This is a genomic window from Halococcus salifodinae DSM 8989, from assembly GCF_000336935.1.
GTDB classification, from domain to species: Archaea; Halobacteriota; Halobacteria; order Halobacteriales; family Halococcaceae; genus Halococcus; species Halococcus salifodinae.
Genome location: NZ_AOME01000070.1, coordinates 207,109 through 221,817 on the forward strand (window position 1 = coordinate 207,109; position 14,709 = coordinate 221,817).

The 14,709-nt window shown below is 64.2% G+C and carries 17 protein-coding genes and 1 tRNA gene; 4 read left to right on the plus strand and 14 right to left on the minus strand.

Going from position 1 to position 14,709, the window contains the following annotated elements:
- Positions 1-310: 310 nt before the first annotated feature.
- A tRNA-Leu gene (locus tag C450_RS13660) sits at positions 311-395 on the minus strand.
- 375 nt (positions 396-770) lie between these two features.
- On the opposite strand from C450_RS13660, the gene C450_RS13665 reads away from it, so the two are divergent.
- Positions 771-3,323: a DUF11 domain-containing protein gene (locus C450_RS13665; protein ID WP_005044421.1), complete on the plus strand. Its 2,553-nt coding sequence runs from the start codon at positions 771-773 to the stop codon at positions 3,321-3,323.
- Positions 3,324-3,498: 175 nt separating this feature from the next.
- On the opposite strand, the gene purF is transcribed toward C450_RS13665, so the two are convergent.
- The 4 genes from purF to C450_RS13685 all read right to left on the minus strand — a co-directional run bounded on the left by purF (position 3,499) and on the right by C450_RS13685 (position 6,522).
- Positions 3,499-4,941: an amidophosphoribosyltransferase gene (purF, locus tag C450_RS13670; RefSeq protein ID WP_005044423.1), complete on the minus strand. Its 1,443-nt coding sequence runs from the start codon at positions 4,939-4,941 to the stop codon at positions 3,499-3,501.
- The gene (locus tag C450_RS13675; protein WP_005044428.1) at positions 4,942-5,115 is read right to left on the minus strand and encodes a 50S ribosomal protein L37e; all 174 of its coding nucleotides are present in this window, start codon (positions 5,113-5,115) and stop codon (positions 4,942-4,944) included. It lies immediately after the preceding gene.
- Positions 5,112-5,351 carry an LSM domain-containing protein gene (locus C450_RS13680; protein ID WP_005044431.1) on the minus strand — a complete coding sequence of 80 codons (240 nt, stop codon included), beginning with the start codon at positions 5,349-5,351 and terminating at the stop codon, positions 5,112-5,114. The genes C450_RS13675 and C450_RS13680 overlap by 4 nt, the downstream gene beginning before the upstream one ends.
- Positions 5,352-5,463: 112 nt before the next feature.
- Entirely contained in the window at positions 5,464-6,522 is a 1,059-nt protein-coding gene (locus C450_RS13685; protein WP_005044433.1) for a M20/M25/M40 family metallo-hydrolase, read from the minus strand.
- Positions 6,523-6,647: 125 nt separating this feature from the next.
- Here C450_RS13685 and C450_RS13690 point away from each other — a divergent pair, with 125 nt between their 5' ends.
- Positions 6,648-7,166 carry a hypothetical protein gene (locus C450_RS13690; RefSeq protein WP_005044435.1) on the plus strand — a complete coding sequence of 173 codons (519 nt, stop codon included), beginning with the start codon at positions 6,648-6,650 and terminating at the stop codon, positions 7,164-7,166.
- A gap of 38 nt (positions 7,167-7,204) precedes the next feature.
- Complete coding sequence (locus tag C450_RS13695; protein WP_005044437.1) at positions 7,205-8,197, plus strand: zinc-dependent metalloprotease; 993 nt, start codon at positions 7,205-7,207, stop codon at positions 8,195-8,197.
- A 40-nt stretch (positions 8,198-8,237) separates the two neighbouring features.
- Here C450_RS13695 and C450_RS13700 read toward each other — a convergent pair whose 3' ends face one another.
- The 6 genes from C450_RS13700 to C450_RS13725 all read right to left on the minus strand — a co-directional run bounded on the left by C450_RS13700 (position 8,238) and on the right by C450_RS13725 (position 12,421).
- Positions 8,238-8,450 carry a hypothetical protein gene (locus C450_RS13700; protein WP_005044439.1) on the minus strand — a complete coding sequence of 71 codons (213 nt, stop codon included), beginning with the start codon at positions 8,448-8,450 and terminating at the stop codon, positions 8,238-8,240.
- Positions 8,450-8,866, minus strand: coding sequence for a nuclear transport factor 2 family protein (locus C450_RS13705; RefSeq protein WP_005044441.1), 417 nt, complete (start codon positions 8,864-8,866; stop codon positions 8,450-8,452). Before C450_RS13705 ends, C450_RS13700 begins: the two co-directional genes overlap by 1 nt.
- Before the next feature lie 30 nt (positions 8,867-8,896).
- A complete protein-coding gene (locus tag C450_RS13710; RefSeq protein ID WP_005044442.1) occupies positions 8,897-9,445 on the minus strand; it encodes a hypothetical protein in 549 nt (182 codons plus the stop codon).
- Between the two features lie 305 nt (positions 9,446-9,750).
- The gene (locus C450_RS13715) at positions 9,751-11,625 is read right to left on the minus strand and encodes an FAD-binding protein (RefSeq protein WP_005044444.1); all 1,875 of its coding nucleotides are present in this window, start codon (positions 11,623-11,625) and stop codon (positions 9,751-9,753) included.
- A 79-nt stretch (positions 11,626-11,704) separates the two neighbouring features.
- Entirely contained in the window at positions 11,705-12,052 is a 348-nt protein-coding gene (locus tag C450_RS13720) for a type II toxin-antitoxin system VapC family toxin (protein ID WP_005044446.1), read from the minus strand.
- 90 nt (positions 12,053-12,142) lie between these two features.
- Complete coding sequence (locus C450_RS13725; RefSeq protein WP_005044447.1) at positions 12,143-12,421, minus strand: AbrB/MazE/SpoVT family DNA-binding domain-containing protein; 279 nt, start codon at positions 12,419-12,421, stop codon at positions 12,143-12,145.
- A 242-nt stretch (positions 12,422-12,663) separates the two neighbouring features.
- Here C450_RS13725 and C450_RS13730 point away from each other — a divergent pair, with 242 nt between their 5' ends.
- A complete protein-coding gene (locus C450_RS13730) occupies positions 12,664-12,843 on the plus strand; it encodes a hypothetical protein (protein WP_152424507.1) in 180 nt (59 codons plus the stop codon).
- A 158-nt stretch (positions 12,844-13,001) separates the two neighbouring features.
- On the opposite strand, the gene C450_RS13735 is transcribed toward C450_RS13730, so the two are convergent.
- From C450_RS13735 to sdhC, 3 genes are read right to left on the minus strand one after another with little or no spacing between them, the layout of a single operon-like run.
- Positions 13,002-13,874 carry a succinate dehydrogenase/fumarate reductase iron-sulfur subunit gene (locus C450_RS13735; protein ID WP_005044452.1) on the minus strand — a complete coding sequence of 291 codons (873 nt, stop codon included), beginning with the start codon at positions 13,872-13,874 and terminating at the stop codon, positions 13,002-13,004.
- A 6-nt stretch (positions 13,875-13,880) separates the two neighbouring features.
- Positions 13,881-14,255 carry a succinate dehydrogenase hydrophobic membrane anchor subunit gene (locus C450_RS13740; protein ID WP_005044453.1) on the minus strand — a complete coding sequence of 125 codons (375 nt, stop codon included), beginning with the start codon at positions 14,253-14,255 and terminating at the stop codon, positions 13,881-13,883.
- Entirely contained in the window at positions 14,256-14,648 is a 393-nt protein-coding gene (sdhC, locus tag C450_RS13745; protein WP_005044455.1) for a succinate dehydrogenase, cytochrome b556 subunit, read from the minus strand.
- Positions 14,649-14,709: the final 61 nt, after the last annotated feature.

The following is a 14,709-nucleotide window of genomic DNA, read 5'->3' on the forward strand; positions in this document are numbered from 1 at the left end:
CCGAGGGCTTCGGCGGTGCTGTGTGGTTGTGGAGTGGTAGTCATACCGACTGTCCCGCGAGCGATCGTAGTGAGCGAGCGGGCCGAGGAACCCCTGAAAGGGGTGACGTTGGCTTTTTCCCCACGTTTTTGCAAGCGAAGGAGCGACCACAGGGAGCGACTGAGCGAAGCAAAAAGTGGGCGGGTATGCGTGGGACCGGATTTGAACCGGAGCCGGACGATCCGGCTCGCTGCGCTCGCCGGCTGCGACCGGCAGGGTTCAAATCACTCCGTTCGATTCCTGCTGCTCGCGGATTTGCTCGCAGCAGGAATGCGTGGGACCGGATTTGAACCGGCGGACCTCTACAGGACAGCGCCCTCAACGCTGCGCCGTTGGCCTGGCTTGGCTACCCACGCGCGGTTCGTTGATATCCCTTGATCGGGTAAAAGCGCTTCCATTCGACGACCGTCTGGCCGCGACTCACACGCAATGGCTACCAGCCCCGTCTCGCTGTTCGATGCTGTTGCTCGTCGCTTGTCGGTCACGGGACCGTCGAGAGTGAGATTCTTCACTAGTGGATAGTCTCGATCGAATCGCCGTGGTTGTCGCCACGCGATCGTATCTCTGCTATATGAGTACGTTCGAATATTTCCGGGGAGTGAGAATCATACGAGAATTGCACTACTAGATAACCCATTCTAGGAAACAGGCTTTATTATGATGATGTACTAATTTTCAGAATTATCTTTAGACACAAATCTAAGTGGGGTGGCAACGACACCATGTCTCGTATGGAATCGAAGGGCGCAGCAAAAACGGTCGGAGTAGCACTTGTCGTCTGTTTGTTCGTCGTACTCGGAGCGACGGGGGCCGCACTCGCGGTCGGGCACGATACTACCGGGCCGGACAGCACGACACTACAGGATGGAGAGGGGCAACAATCACCCCATCTGAGTAGTCAGTACAGCCTGGCAGCGAACTGTAGCGATACATGCTGTACGGGCGAAAAGGACAGCGATGTCGTCGATATCGACGGCGATCGTAATCAGGTACGGGTCAACGCCGACGCGGCGGGTGTCGGTGGAGCTACCGGCGACTGTACGACGAACGCTGACAACGATATCGTCGATATCGAAGGCGATGGCAACGCTGTTCGCGTCGATATCGATTCGCCAGATACCAACGACGCGGATGAAGCGAGTGACGGGGCGAGCGATACGACTGGCAGCGACGGTAGCGGTACTGACGGTAGCGCCGATAACGGGGCCGATACCGCTGGCGGAGCGGATGGTGCAGACGGAACCGACGGTGCGGACGGAACTGATGGAGCGGATGGTGCTGACGGAGCAGATGGTGCGGATGGAGCTGACGGAACGGATGGTTCCGATGGAGCAGATGGTGCGGATGGAGCTGACGGAACGGATGGTTCCGACGGAGCAGATGGCGCGGACGGGGCGGATGGTGCTGACGGAGCAGATGGAACGGATGATGCAGACGGAACGGATGGTTCCGACGGAGCAGATGGTGCGGATGGAGCTGACGGAACGGATGGGAGCGACGGTGCGGATGGGGCGGACGGGAGTGATGGGGGCGACGGTGGGGATGGGGCGGACGGAACGGATGGCGATGACAGTGGAGACGGAACGGACGGTGCGGATGGGGACGACGGGTCGGACGGTGACGACGGTGAACGAACCATTGTCGTTGAGGGCAGCGAAATCACCGTCGACAACGACATCAGCGACGAACGAGTGCAGGAGATCATCACTCAGATCCAAAACAACGTCGATACCGACACGACGGTCACCACCGAGACGATCAATCGGATCATCAACGAGAACAACATCAACAACACCGATATCAACAACATCGATCTCAGTGATCTGATCGATATCATCAACGATCCCGACGACGAGACACCCGACGATGGGAACGAAACACCGGGCGACGGCAACGAGACGCCGGGCGACGGCAACGAGACGCCTGGCGACGGGAACGAAACACCGGGCGACGGCAACGAAACGCCCGACACCGCCGATATCAGCGTCACGAAAAGCGCGAGCATGGACGAAGTCGAGCTGAGTCTTCTGGAGGGTGGCGGGATCCTTCAGGCGAACGAACCCGTGACGTTCACGGTGACCGTGACCAACGAAGGGCCCGCCACGGCGACGGACGTGATCGTCGACGACGAGGACGTCATCGCGGACATCGACGAACTCACCGACACGACGGCGTTCCTCGTCACCGGTTCGAGCGCGAGTCAGGGCGATTTCAACGCCGTCACCGGTGAGTACGACGTGGGATCGCTCGATCCGAACGAGTCCGCGACGCTCACCTTCGACGCGCTCGCGGTGTCGACCGACGCCACGCTCCTCGCCGATCCGCTCGCGGAGCTCAACGCGACCAACGTGGCCGAACTGGATACGGTCTCCCCTGACGATCCGAACGCCGACAACGACGTCGGCAGCACGGAGGTCACGCTGGTGAGCGTCCTCGACGGCGGGCCTGGCGGCCCCGGTGACGGCAACGAAACCGGAGCAATCAACGTCAGCGATTGCCGTGACGCGCTCGTGACGGGCAACCTGACCAACGCAACCGTCGAGTTGGATCTCCTCAACGTGGGCACGGGCAACGACGAAACCGTCACGATCGGCCCGATCAACGGAAGCGAGAACGTCTCGGTCAGTGGTCTCGACGAGGTAGCGAGCATCGACCTCAGCACGGCAGTCATCGAGGAAGCACGACTGCTCGATGCCGACGGTACCGTGGTCGACACCGACACGACCGCCGATCTCGGCGTGTGTGTCGACGTGCTCGGGATCGAACTCGTCGATCTCGACACGGGACTGCTCCTCGATGCCGACGTGCTCGATGATCTCGACGACCCCAACGCGGCGACGCTCGCCGATCTCGTCGCCGAACTCGACGACACCGAGATCGAACTGCTGAACGAGGCGGTCGACACCGGCGAGATCACGAACCGAGAGATCATCGACCTCGCACGGGCGTTCGAGAACGACGAAATCACGCCGACGGAGCTCAACGACCTTCTCAACAACACCGTCGACCAGCTCGGGGATGCTCTCGATTCGCTGCTCGGCGGCATCCTCCCGCTGGGCGCGGAACAAACAGCGTCGACGAACGCAACCACCACGACCGGCGGCGAGAACGCATCAGCGACGAACACCACGGCCAGCGAGGTCGGAGCCACGACGAACGCCAGCACGACGACCACCGGTGGCAACGGATCGAGTAGCCTCGGTGACGCCGTCGGGGCGTTCGGTATCGCTGCGGTCGGCCTGACCGCCAGCGGGATGCTGCTACGGAAGCAGCGACGGGAGTAACGGTCGAGTCGACTCGACCCTCTCGTTTCGCGGTTTCACTCGTCCGAGGAGTCGTTTTTCAGCCAATTGCGAGAGACCGAGTGGTACGTGTGAGTGTGGCTGAGTATGTGGCCACTTCGAGACTTCAGAACTCCCGACGTCTCGTCGTCCGAACTCAGAAACGAACAGCAGTCGATCAGTCGCCGGCGCTCGCGCGGTTGCCGTCGATCGTGGGGCGAGAAACCTCACGATCGGTCGCCTCGCCCGCGATGTCGTAGGGGTACTCGCCGGTGACACAGCCCATACAGAGGTCCTCTCTGGGGGTGTCGAGCGCGTCGGCGATCGCCTCGTGGGAGATGTAGGCGAGGCTGTCGGCACCGATCGTCTCGCGAACCTCTTCCGTCGATCGGTCGGCGGCCAGCAGCTCCTCGCGGCTCGCCATATCGATCCCCATGTAACAGGGTGCGACGATCGCCGGCGAACCGATCCGGAGGTGGACCTCCGCCGCGCCGGTATCGCGGAGCAGTTCGACGAGCTGGGTCGAGGTCGTCCCCCGAACGATCGAGTCGTCGATCAGGGTCACGGTTTTGCCCTCGACGGTGCTCTTGATCGGGTTGAGCTTCAGCCGGACCGCGCGCTCGCGCTCGTCCTGGGTCGGCATGATGAACGTCCGGCCCACGTATCGATTCTTCATCAGCCCCTCCGCGAACTCCACGCTGCCGTCGCCCTCGTTCGCGGCCTCCGCGTAGCCCGAGGCGAACGCGCGCCCGGAGTCGGGCACCGGCATCACGACGTCGGTGTCGATGCCGCTCTCGGCCCACAGCTGTCGGCCGAGTTCGCGCCGGGCCTCGTAGACCAGCTCGCCGTCGATCGTCGAATCCGGCCGTGCGAAGTAGACGTGTTCGAAGAAACACCGCGCGGTGTGATCGGGCTCGACGAGTCGATGGCTCTCGTAGCCCGCGCCGTCGGGTTCGAGTACCACGAGTTCGCCAGGTTTGACGTCCCTGATGAGTTCCCCGTCGAGCGCGTCGATCGCCGCGCTCTCGCTCGCGAGCACGTAGCCGTCCTCCAGCTCGCCGAGACACAGTGGCCGATTGCCTTGTGGATCGCGGAGCCCGAGCACCCGGTCGTCGTGCATCACGGCGAGCGAGTACGACCCATGTATTTTGCCCATCGTGCGCTCGACCGCCGCGACGAGATCGTCGTCGAGGAGGTTCCGCGCGAGATCGTGGGCGATCACCTCGGTATCGCCGTCGGAAGTGAACGCGTGGCCCAGCCCGGCGAGTTCATCCCGCAGTGCGCTCGCATTGACGAGGTTACCGTTGTGGCTCAACCCCAACGACCCGCTCTTGAACGAGACCGAAAAGGGTTGCGCGCACGACGAGTCGACGCTGCCCGCGGTCGGGTAGCGGACGTGACCGATCCCGTTCGGCCCGTTGAGCTCCGCGATGTCGTCCTCGGAGAACGCATCGCCCACCAACCCCATCTCGACGTGGGAATGCTGTTGGAACCCGTCGTGGGTGACGATCCCGGCCGACTCCTGGCCGCGGTGCTGGAGGGCGTAGAGTGCGTAGTAAATCGGCTGCGCGGCGGCGCGGTCGTCGAGCGAGACGCCGACGACCCCGCACTTCTCGTCCATTTACTCGCCGGCCTTCTCCTGCCAGGCGTAGTCGCGTCGCTTCGCGGATTTCCCGAACCCACACGACGCACAGACTTTCTTCGTCTTGTGGTAGGAGGCTTCACCACAGCGGCGGCATTTGACGTGAACGGTCTTGTTCTTCTTCCCCTGGCTCGGCGTTCCGGATCCGGTCATGGTGTTATCGTGACGACGTTGTCGCCGCGGATAATCGTTGTGCTCTCGACCGTCTCGACGCCGACTTCACCGGGAGTCGGCGGTTCAGCGTCGTTGCTGGCGGGTTCGAGCACCACGTTCATGTGCTGGTCGTAGCCCGCGAGCGAGCCCGTGTAGATCTCGCCGTCTTTCAGCCGCACGGCCACGCTCTCGCCGAGCGTCGCTTCGAGCACGTCGAGCGGACGTCCTTCGGTCATACTGCGTCCTCGTTCGGTTCGACCCTTAAGCGTACCGTCACGCGGTCGCGCCGAGCGGACGCTCCGCCGACGAACTCGGACCTCGACCGCGAACACACACAGCAACCGCGGGTCAGATCTCGACGGCGAACGACTCGTCGACATCGATACGCTCGGCGAACGTCCCCAGCAACGCCGCGAGCGCATTGAGATCGTCCGTATCGATCATCTCGACGGGCGTGTGCATGTATCGGTTCGGGAGCCCGAGGTTCAGCGACGGGATGCCGCCGCGCTGGGTGAAGATAGCGTCGGCGTCGGTCCCTGTTCGCGAGCCGGTCGCCTGAAGCTGGATCGGCGTCTCGTCGGCGTCGGCTGCCTCGCGCATCGCGTCGACCAGAACGGGATGGCTCGCGCCGCCGCGGGTCACGACCGGCCCCTCGCCGAGTTCGATCCCGTTGCTGCGCGTGCCCGGCGTCGCGGGCTCGTCGGTGGCGTGGGTCACGTCGACGACGATTGCGGCGTCGGGCGCGAGGTCGAATCCGACCATCTGAGCGCCCTGGAGACCGACTTCCTCCTGGACGGTGCTGACGGCGTACACCGTGGCGTCGACGTCTGCCTCGCTTGCTCGACGAAGTCCCTCCGCGGCGGCCCACGTCCCGATCCGGTTGTCCATCCCGCGGGCCGCGAGCCGTGTTCCGTGGAGTTCCTCCACTGTGGTCGCGATCGTGATCGGGTCGCCGACTTCGACGAGTTCGCACGCCTCGTCGCCGTCCGCGGCTCCGATGTCGACGTGCTGCTCGGCGATATCGGCGATCTCGTGGTCGTCGCGCAGGTGGATCGCGGCCTGACCGATGACACCGGACACCGGCCCGTCGTCGGTGTGGATCGAGACGTGCTGGCCGCGCGAGACGGTCTTGTCCGCGCCGCCGATCGAGCCGAGGCGAACGAACCCCTCGTCGTCGATGTCGCGGACCACGAACCCGATCTCGTCGGCGTGGCCGGTGAGTGCGATGCTCGGCGCTTCGGGATCGCCCTCGTGAACCGCGATCGCGTTGCCGTAGTCGTCGGTCCGGACGTCGTCGGCGAACTCCGCGACGTACTCGGTCCAGACGCGCTGACCGCGCGTTTCGTACCCGGACGGGCTCGGCGTTTCGAGCAGGTCGTCGAGGAACGTACGCTGGTTCTCGTTCACAGCCACCGTATCGACGCCCCGGGTATGAACCGTTCGGAACCGGGGATGGAGTCCGAAACGAGCGCACGAGGACCCGGCACTGAAAGCCCAAACGAATAAGCCACCGGACCCCGAACGATCGCGGCATGGCAGACAAGCTAACCCTGCTCGAACTCCACCTGCACAGCGAGGACAACGAGTTCACGAGCGACGTCCAGCTCAGCTCCGACGTCGGCGAGCTGCTGCGTGATCGCCTCGGCTTCGGGGCCGGGAACTCGGAATCGGACACCGAGTTCTCGACCGACACCGACGACACCTCGTTCGGCACCGAAACCGACGACGACACAGAGACGTCGTTCGAGAGCGAGCCTGACGCCGGCGTCGACCCGCTCGGTGCGGACGGCGGCAGCGATGGTGCGGTTCAGGCGACCGACGACGAGGAAACGGGCGACACGGTCGTCGAGATCGACGAGGACGTGGCCGACGAGGACGAGGAGGAATCGTCGGGCAGCGCGCTGCGAAAACTGTTCGTCCTCGGGCTGCTCGTCGGGCTCGCGCTCGTCGCGAAGTGGTATCTCGGCGGCGACGATCTCGAAGACGAGTTCGCGATGGACGACGACGAGTTCGGCGTCGACGACTCCGAGAACGAGTTCGAGGAGCTGTAGAGGCGAAACCCTTTGCCCGGTCGGCGACATTCTTCGGTATGAACCTCCTGCGCAGCGTCAGAGCGGTGACCGAGGCCTCCGGCGATGGACTGATCGACTGGGCCGCCGTCACCGAGGCCGCACGGGCCGCCACCGACCCGGGCGATCTCACGCTCACCGCCGACGAGCGCGCGGGCTATGCGGCCGACGTTCGCGACGCCCGAACCCGGGTCCGGGAGGTCGGCGGCGTCTCCTTCGACCTTCCCGACACCATCGAGGTCCAGCACCGCCACCACTGGATCGACGCGAACATCGCGACGTTCGAGCGCATCATGGGGGCCCTCGACATCGAGGGACGGACGCTCGCCCCCGGGATCGCGCGGGTGGCGAACACCGGTTCGATGACCGTTGCGCTCGCGTTCCTCGCCAACAACGTGCTCGGTCAGTACGACCCACTCCTCCTCGCCGAGGGCGACGATCGGGACGGGGCGGGCGAGGGCGCGGCAAGCGGGGCCGACGACCACGCGCTCTACTTCGTCCATCCGAACATCCAGCGGGTCGCCGAGGAGCTCGACGTCTCACACGCACGGTTCCGACGGTGGATCGCCTTTCACGAAGTGACCCACGCCGCGGAGTTCGGCGCGGCTCCGTGGCTCTCCGACCACCTCGAAGCCCGGATGGAGCGGGCGGTCGACGCGCTCGGCGAGGGGGGCCTCGACCGCGAGGCGTTCCGCGAACTCGACGCCGCGATGACCGCGGTCGAGGGGTACGCCGAACTCCTGATGGATCGTGCGTTCGACGACGAGTACGCCGATCTTCGCGAGAAAGTCGAGGCACGACGACGGGGCCGTGGTCCGGTCTCCCAGCTCGTTCGGCGACTCCTCGGGCTGGGGATGAAACGCCGCCAGTACGAGCGCGGGAAAGCCTTCTTCGAGACCGTCGCCGACGCCCGTGGGGTGGAGGGAGCGAGCGTCGTCTGGGAGCAACCGGAAAACCTGCCGACGAACGCTGAGCTCGACACGCCTGAGCAGTGGCTCGACCGCGTGGCTTGAGCGGTGGGCGCGGTCGGCGTCGCCGTCGAAGCCGGCTTCGTCAGCTCCGAAAGCCGAGGCCACGGGGGAAGGCGAGCCAGACCACGACAGTCCCGACGACGAGTCCGGCGCACACCGCGAGCGCAAAGGTGAGAAGCGAGGGCTCGCCCTGGAGCGTGATGAGGCCCGCCGAGAGCCCAACGAGAACGATGAATCCGATCTTGATGCGGCGCGACGCAGTGAGTCGTTCCTCCTGCGATACCGGACCGACCATCACCGCTCACCGGTCCCGTCGGTGGCGGTCGAGTCGTCCGTCGTGTCGGCGTCGGCGGTGCTCACGTGCATTCCGACGAACGCCCACTCGTCGTCACGGCGTTCGAGGGTGCCGCTCCACCGCGTCTCGTGTTCGCGGTATGCGCCGTCCTCGGTGCTCCGCCACGCCATCACCACGCTGTCGCTGAACCACGCACACGAGTCGCGTTCGGTCACTCGGAGCTGCTGGCTCTCGACGGTCCAGTCGTCGGTCCTATCGGTCTGTTCGTGGAGGCCCGCCTCGATCGCCTCGTAGCCCGCGAGTCGCTCGGTGATGCCGAACTTGACGATCGATTCCGACTCGGCGAAGAAGGGAGATAGCGGGTTGCCCGCACGGAGAGCGTCGTAGTACGCCTCGATTGTGGCTTCGGCGGTCATACTGGCTCGATGCGACGGTGGGATTTACGCCTACTGGAACCCGTGGTTGGTTTCGTTCTCGTCGACCAGGTCCTCGAGTTCGGCGTCGAGCAGGTCTTCGGCCTCCTCGAACTCGTTGGCGAAGTCGTCCAGCCCGTCGGGGCGGTCGTACTGGTCGTACTCCATCGGGCCGTAGGCGGGGCTGTCGAGCGCGCCCATCACGTCCTCGAAGAGTGCGTCGGGGGTCGTCGGCGCGTCGGCGTGGGTTTCGAGCACGCTTTCGAGTTCGGTTGCCGCTTGCTTGGCCTCGTCCTCGTCGGACATCGGGGACTGGACGCCGAACCGGCCCGCATCGCCTTCGGGAAAGAGAGGGTCGAGATCGTCGTCGATCCGCCGGGCGAGTTGGGTGCCGACGCCCTGGACCTCGAACGGATTTTTCGCGTAGGTCTTGAGCTGAAAAACGCCCGCCGAGGGGTGGCCGAGATACATGTCCTCGCCGATCCCCTGGTCACGATCGCCTGCGACCGCCCGCCAGCCGCCGGGGTCGGCCCCGGAATCGACCACGTCCTCCAAGATGTCCTGCCAGTCGCGAACGCGCATACCACTCCTACCGGCGTGGTGCGTATCAACCCACCGCTCGCGTTTCGGTACCGGAGTCTCGGCCACCGCGGCGGTGCGGTGACGGCGGCGGTGCTGTGGCGGTGCGGGCCTCGGTGGATCGAGGGCGAAGCCGTGAGCGCAGCGAACGGCTGAGGGCTCGGGCGGTGCTGTGCGGTTGCGGGAAGCGCCAGCAGTTGTACCGGGAGCGAACGAAGTGAGCGAGCGGGTGTTTTTGACCCAGGTTTTTGCAAGGGGGGTCGCGTGAGCGAAGCGAGCGCGATCCCCCCGCAGTAAAAAAGTGGGTTCTAGTAACTGCGGACCTTCGGCTCGTACTCCTTGTCCTCGCCTTCGAGGATGACCGGTTTGTAGTAGAGGTCTGTCGCACCGCCGTCCCACGCGAGCATCGAGTGCTTGATCCACTCCTCGTCGTTGCGGTCCTGATACCCCTCGCGCCAGTGTGCGCCCCGGAATTCGGTGCGGGCGAGCGCCGAGAGGGTGATGGCCTCGGCGAGGTCGATCAGGTTTCTGGTCTCGATGGTGTGCTGGAGATCGGTGTTGAACGTGCGCGAGGGGTCGTCGACGTAGACATCGTCGTAGGCCTCCCGCGCCGCGCGGATGTCTCGGAGGGCCTGTTTCAGGCCTTCTTCGTTCCGGAAGACGTTGACGTTCTCGGTCATCGCCTCCTGGAGATCGGCACGGATCGCGGCGTGCTGGCGACCCTCGTCTTTCTCCATCAGGTGCTCGATGCGTGCTTGCTCGGCTTCCAGCGCACGCTCGACGGTCTCGTCGACTCCGACCAGCGCTGCGCCCCCATCGGTCGCGGTCGACTCTCCGTCGTCCGACGCTCGACCGCCGTCGGCAGCGACGTCGTCGGGTGAATCGAGCGCACCGGGCGACACCGGGCTGTCGTACTCGGCGTGCTCGATGCTTGCGGAGGGGCCGGTCTCGATCTCGGCGGGCTCCATCTCCTTGCCCGCGGCGTGGCGACCCGCGCGTGCCCCGAAGATGATGAGTTCGGGGAGTGCGTTCCCGCCCAGCCGGTTCGAGCCGTGGACCGAGACGCAGGCGCACTCGCCGGCGGCGTAGAGTCCCGAAATACAGGTTTCGCCGTTCTCGGAGACCTCGATCCCGCCCATCTCGTAGTGCTGGCCCGGTTTGACCGGCATCGGCTCTTCGAGCGGGTTGACGCCCTCGAAATCCTCCGCGAGGTGGATGATGTTTTCGAGCCGGTCGGTGATGCGCTCCTCGCCGAGGTGGCGCATGTCGAGCATCACGTGATCGTCGTCGAACCCGCGGCCCTCGTTGATCTCGGTGAGTTCGGCACGGGCCACGACATCTCGCGAGGCGAGCTCCCCGTCGTTGTTCGCGTACCCACTCTCGAACATGAACCGCTCGCCCTCTTCGTTGTAGAGGATGCCACCCTCGCCACGGACGCCCTCGGTGATCAGGACCCCGGTGGAGGGCAGCGTGGTGGGGTGGAACTGGACGAACTCCATGTCTTCGAGGGGGACGCCCGCTCGGTAGGCCATCGCCTGGCCGTCGCCGGTGTTCGCGACCGCGTTGGTGGTGTGGTCGTAGACCTGGCCCGGCCCGCCGGTCGCGAGGATCACGCCGTTCCGAGCTTTGAACCCCTCGACTTCCCCAGTTTGAACGTCGTAGGCGATCGCGCCGTGGCAGTTTCGGTCCTCGGGGTCGTCGTGGTCGGTGACGGCGAGCTGGGTGACGTACCACTCGTCGTAGACCTGAATGCCTCGTTTGACGACCTGCTCGTACATCGTGTGCAGCAGGTGATGGCCCGTCTCCGCGCCGGCGTAGGTCGTCCGCGGGAACGAAAGCCCGCCGAACGGACGCTGGCTCATCCGGCCGTCGTCCTCGCGTGAGAATGCCATTCCCCAGTGTTCGAGCTGGATGACCTCGCTCGGGCTCTGTTGACAGAGGGTCTCGATCGCCGGGGCGTCCCCGAGGTAGTCCGAGCCCTTCATCGTGTCGTAGGCGTGGTCTTCCCACGAGTCGCCGTCCCGAAGCGCAGCATTGATCCCGCCTTCGGCGGCCCCGGTGTGGCTCCGCACGGGGTGGAGTTTCGAGACGAGCGCGACGTCCGCGCCCTCCTCGTGTGCCGCGATCGCCGCGCGAAGGCCGGCACCGCCCGCGCCGACCACGATGACGTCGTGTTCGTGCATCTCTTGGTCGCGGTTCGACCTACCGAGACTTGAGGCTGTTCATGCCCGGCGTAGGGTTCCGGGTTTTCGACGGACGCCTTCAGGCCGAATACGGATTTGTGTTAGTGTTCAGCCGTTGCACGCCATCGATGCTATCGAATCCATCGTCAAACGAGTAGATGTACGAAATGTCGGTTTCACGTGCGTACGCGACGAGTATCGCATCCACGAGTGAGAGATGAGCGTACCCTTCATACACGCCGAGACCTGTGGTCCAGACCTCGTTGGTCGATCGTCGGATCTCGAATCCGGTGCTCTCACGAACCATCGAGAGGGCCTCGGTCGTCTCCTCGTGAGCGAGTTCCTGCGTGAGCGCGTTCATCGTCTCCGCGAGCACGAAATCGAGCACGACGCAAACCGGGAGATCGCGAGCGTCCGCTGCTGTCACGATCGAGAGGCCCTCTCGCCGAGGAACTGGTCGCGTTGCTGAAACGTACCATAGAGCACGTTAGTATCCACGAGCGCGTGCTGGGCCACGCTACGCCTCGTCGCCGGCGTTGTACTCGCCAGCGGAATCGAGGCCTGTGCGGTCGTGATCGAGCGTTTCGCTTTCGCCGTCGAAGCCCTCGAACTCCGCGAACACGCCCGCCCGCTGCCGGACGACTTCGACCGAAAGTTCGCCGTCGCGCCACCGCCAGCGGACCCTGTCACCGTCCTCGATGTCGGCCCGATCGCGGATCGCCGCCGGGATCGACGCCTGATTGCCGGAGATCGCGCTTTCGCCGATCGTCTCAGTTGTCTCGTCTGATTCGTTCATGACTGAGCGACGGTTTGAAACCTTATAAGGCCACACTAAATCTAACACTAAGATAGGCTCCCTTCTGGTGCTGGCGAAGTACGGCGAACTGGCTGGTTGCGGTGCGGAGCGGTAGTAGCAGTTTCACTTACACCGTGGTATCATGTGACTTATACCGGCAAATGTTGTATCTATATTCGTGTCCGTAAGATGGTGTAACCGAGAGCTTGCACATCGACAAGGGGGCGGGAGGTGAGTTCGAGATGGCATCAATCAAATCACAGATGCGACGGGAAATGAAGAAACAGGAGCGGCGACAAATCCGAGAGTACAAGAAGCAACTCCGGAAGCAAGGCGTTCCATCCAAAGAACGGAGTCGCCTCGTTCGGGAGTTCAAGAAAGAGCTCCGAAAGCAACGGCGCAACGTACTCAGGAACGTCTGAGTGGCTTTCTCGTTCAGACTGAGGTAACCGTAACGACTGAAATAGTACCGGAGGGTAGGTGCCAGCAGTCCTACCGCGAGCGAACCCCGAGGGGGTGAGCGAGCGGCCGTTTTTAGTTCAGCTTTTTGCGAGGACACCGGACGAAGTATTCAAGTGGGTTACCAGAACTTCAGGTTATCCTTGACCGCTTCGCGCTTCATCTCCTGGATGTGCTCCGTGAGGGGGATGTCCTTCGGGCAGACATCGGTACACGAGAACTGGGTCTGACACCGCCAGACGCCGTGCTCCTGTTCGAGGATGTCCATCCGGTGTTGTTTCATCTCTTCTTCCTCGCGCTCGTCCATCGCGAAGCGGTAGGCCTTGTTGATCGCTGCCGGGCCGAGATACTGGTTGTCGCCCGCCGCGATGTTACACGAGGACTGACACGCGCCACACCAGATACACCGCGTGCTCATCTTGATCTTCTCGCGGTTCTCCCGACTCTGGCGCTGTTCCTCGCCATCCGGGGTGTCGCCCTGGAAGTACGGCTCAACCGCCTCCATCTGGTCGTAGAAGTGCTCCATGTCGACCACGAGGTCCTTTTCGACTTCCTGGTGGGGCAATGGCTCGACCCGCACCGGAGTGTCGAGGTCCCCGACCTGGGTCTGACATCCCAGTCGCTGTGAGCCGTTGATGAACAGGGCGTCCGAACCACAGACTGCCTGGCGACACGAGTGCCGGAAGGTGAGCGAGGAGTCGTAGTGATCGCGCGCGTACATCAGCGCGTCGAGCACCGTCATCCCCTGCTCGAAGGGGATCTGGAAGTCGTCGAACCGCGGCTCTCGCTTGGCCTCGACCTCCGGATCGTACCGGAACACCTTGAGGGTTATTCGATCCTCGTCTTCGCCCGCGGCCGCCTCGGCACGCTCCTGACGCTCGGCCTCGTCGGCGCGTTTGCGTTCGAGCCGCCGATCCTGGGCGGTCTCCTCGGTGGGTTCGGTTTCGGGCTCGGTCTCGCTTTCGGTCTCTTGTTGCGGGATTTGCGTGCTCATTGTGGGTTAGAAACTCACGTCCATGCCGGTCATCGCCAGCGCGACACGGATGCCTTGGACGACGAGGAGGACGCTCGCGGTGACGAGCACCGCCGCCACGGCTTTTTTCTGGGTGCCGCCGAGGCCCTGGTTCACGAGGGCGTTGTAGACGCCGTTGACGCCGTGGAACGTTGCGGTCACGAGGAAGAGCACCATCGTGGCGAAGTAGCCGACCTGGCTCATCCGCGCGGTCGTCCCGGCGAGGGTGATCTCGTAGGCGTGGTTCACGAAGTGCAGCAGCATGAAGTGGAAGGCGAGCACCACGATCAGGAACGCCGCGGTCACGCGCTGGGCGAACCACCGCCAGCCGCGCCGGTCGAACGAGGAGTAGCGTTCGGCCATCTAAAAGGCCCCCGTGAGGAACGTCGGAACGCTTGCGATGGCGATCGCGCCAGTGATGACGAGCGATGCGTAGAAGCTCTTGTCCTGGGATTCGAGGCCCACACCGAGATCCACGAACAGCAGCCGGATCCCGTTGAGGATGTGAAAGACCGCGACCGCGAGCAGGCCGACTTCGAGAATGCGAACGAGCAGGAGTGCTTCGAGTCCCCCGAGCGTCTGGTTGTACACCGATGCGCCCGAAATCGCCGTGCTCAGGACTGCGATGTGGGTGAACAGGTAGCCGATCAGCACCCAGCCGGTGAACTTGTGAAATATCCACGCCCACATCCCGGCCGAGAACTCCCGCCACCGACCGAAGTCCTCGACGAGACCCCGCTCGTACGACTGACTCATGTATCGGAGCGTAGGACCGATCCGGTATAGTCGTTACGTACCCGGACGCACGTGCCGTCGT

What these genes read in the sequence shown, in the direction of transcription:
- C450_RS13665 (WP_005044421.1), top strand. Translation starts at nt 771, where the DNA reads ATGGAATCGAAGGGCGCAGCAAAAACGGTCGGAGTAGCACTTGTCGTC.
- purF (WP_005044423.1), bottom strand. Translation starts at nt 4,941, where the DNA reads ATGGACGAGAAGTGCGGGGTCGTCGGCGTCTCGCTCGACGACCGCGCC.
- C450_RS13675 (WP_005044428.1), bottom strand. Translation starts at nt 5,115, where the DNA reads ATGACCGGATCCGGAACGCCGAGCCAGGGGAAGAAGAACAAGACCGTT.
- C450_RS13680 (WP_005044431.1), bottom strand. Translation starts at nt 5,351, where the DNA reads ATGACCGAAGGACGTCCGCTCGACGTGCTCGAAGCGACGCTCGGCGAG.
- C450_RS13690 (WP_005044435.1), top strand. Translation starts at nt 6,648, where the DNA reads ATGGCAGACAAGCTAACCCTGCTCGAACTCCACCTGCACAGCGAGGAC.
- C450_RS13695 (WP_005044437.1), top strand. Translation starts at nt 7,205, where the DNA reads ATGAACCTCCTGCGCAGCGTCAGAGCGGTGACCGAGGCCTCCGGCGAT.
- C450_RS13700 (WP_005044439.1), bottom strand. Translation starts at nt 8,450, where the DNA reads ATGGTCGGTCCGGTATCGCAGGAGGAACGACTCACTGCGTCGCGCCGC.
- C450_RS13705 (WP_005044441.1), bottom strand. Translation starts at nt 8,866, where the DNA reads ATGACCGCCGAAGCCACAATCGAGGCGTACTACGACGCTCTCCGTGCG.
- C450_RS13710 (WP_005044442.1), bottom strand. Translation starts at nt 9,445, where the DNA reads ATGCGCGTTCGCGACTGGCAGGACATCTTGGAGGACGTGGTCGATTCC.
- C450_RS13715 (WP_005044444.1), bottom strand. Translation starts at nt 11,625, where the DNA reads ATGCACGAACACGACGTCATCGTGGTCGGCGCGGGCGGTGCCGGCCTT.
- C450_RS13725 (WP_005044447.1), bottom strand. Translation starts at nt 12,421, where the DNA reads ATGAACGAATCAGACGAGACAACTGAGACGATCGGCGAAAGCGCGATC.
- C450_RS13730 (WP_152424507.1), top strand. Translation starts at nt 12,664, where the DNA reads ATGGCATCAATCAAATCACAGATGCGACGGGAAATGAAGAAACAGGAG.
- C450_RS13735 (WP_005044452.1), bottom strand. Translation starts at nt 13,874, where the DNA reads ATGAGCACGCAAATCCCGCAACAAGAGACCGAAAGCGAGACCGAGCCC.
- C450_RS13740 (WP_005044453.1), bottom strand. Translation starts at nt 14,255, where the DNA reads ATGGCCGAACGCTACTCCTCGTTCGACCGGCGCGGCTGGCGGTGGTTC.
- sdhC (WP_005044455.1), bottom strand. Translation starts at nt 14,648, where the DNA reads ATGAGTCAGTCGTACGAGCGGGGTCTCGTCGAGGACTTCGGTCGGTGG.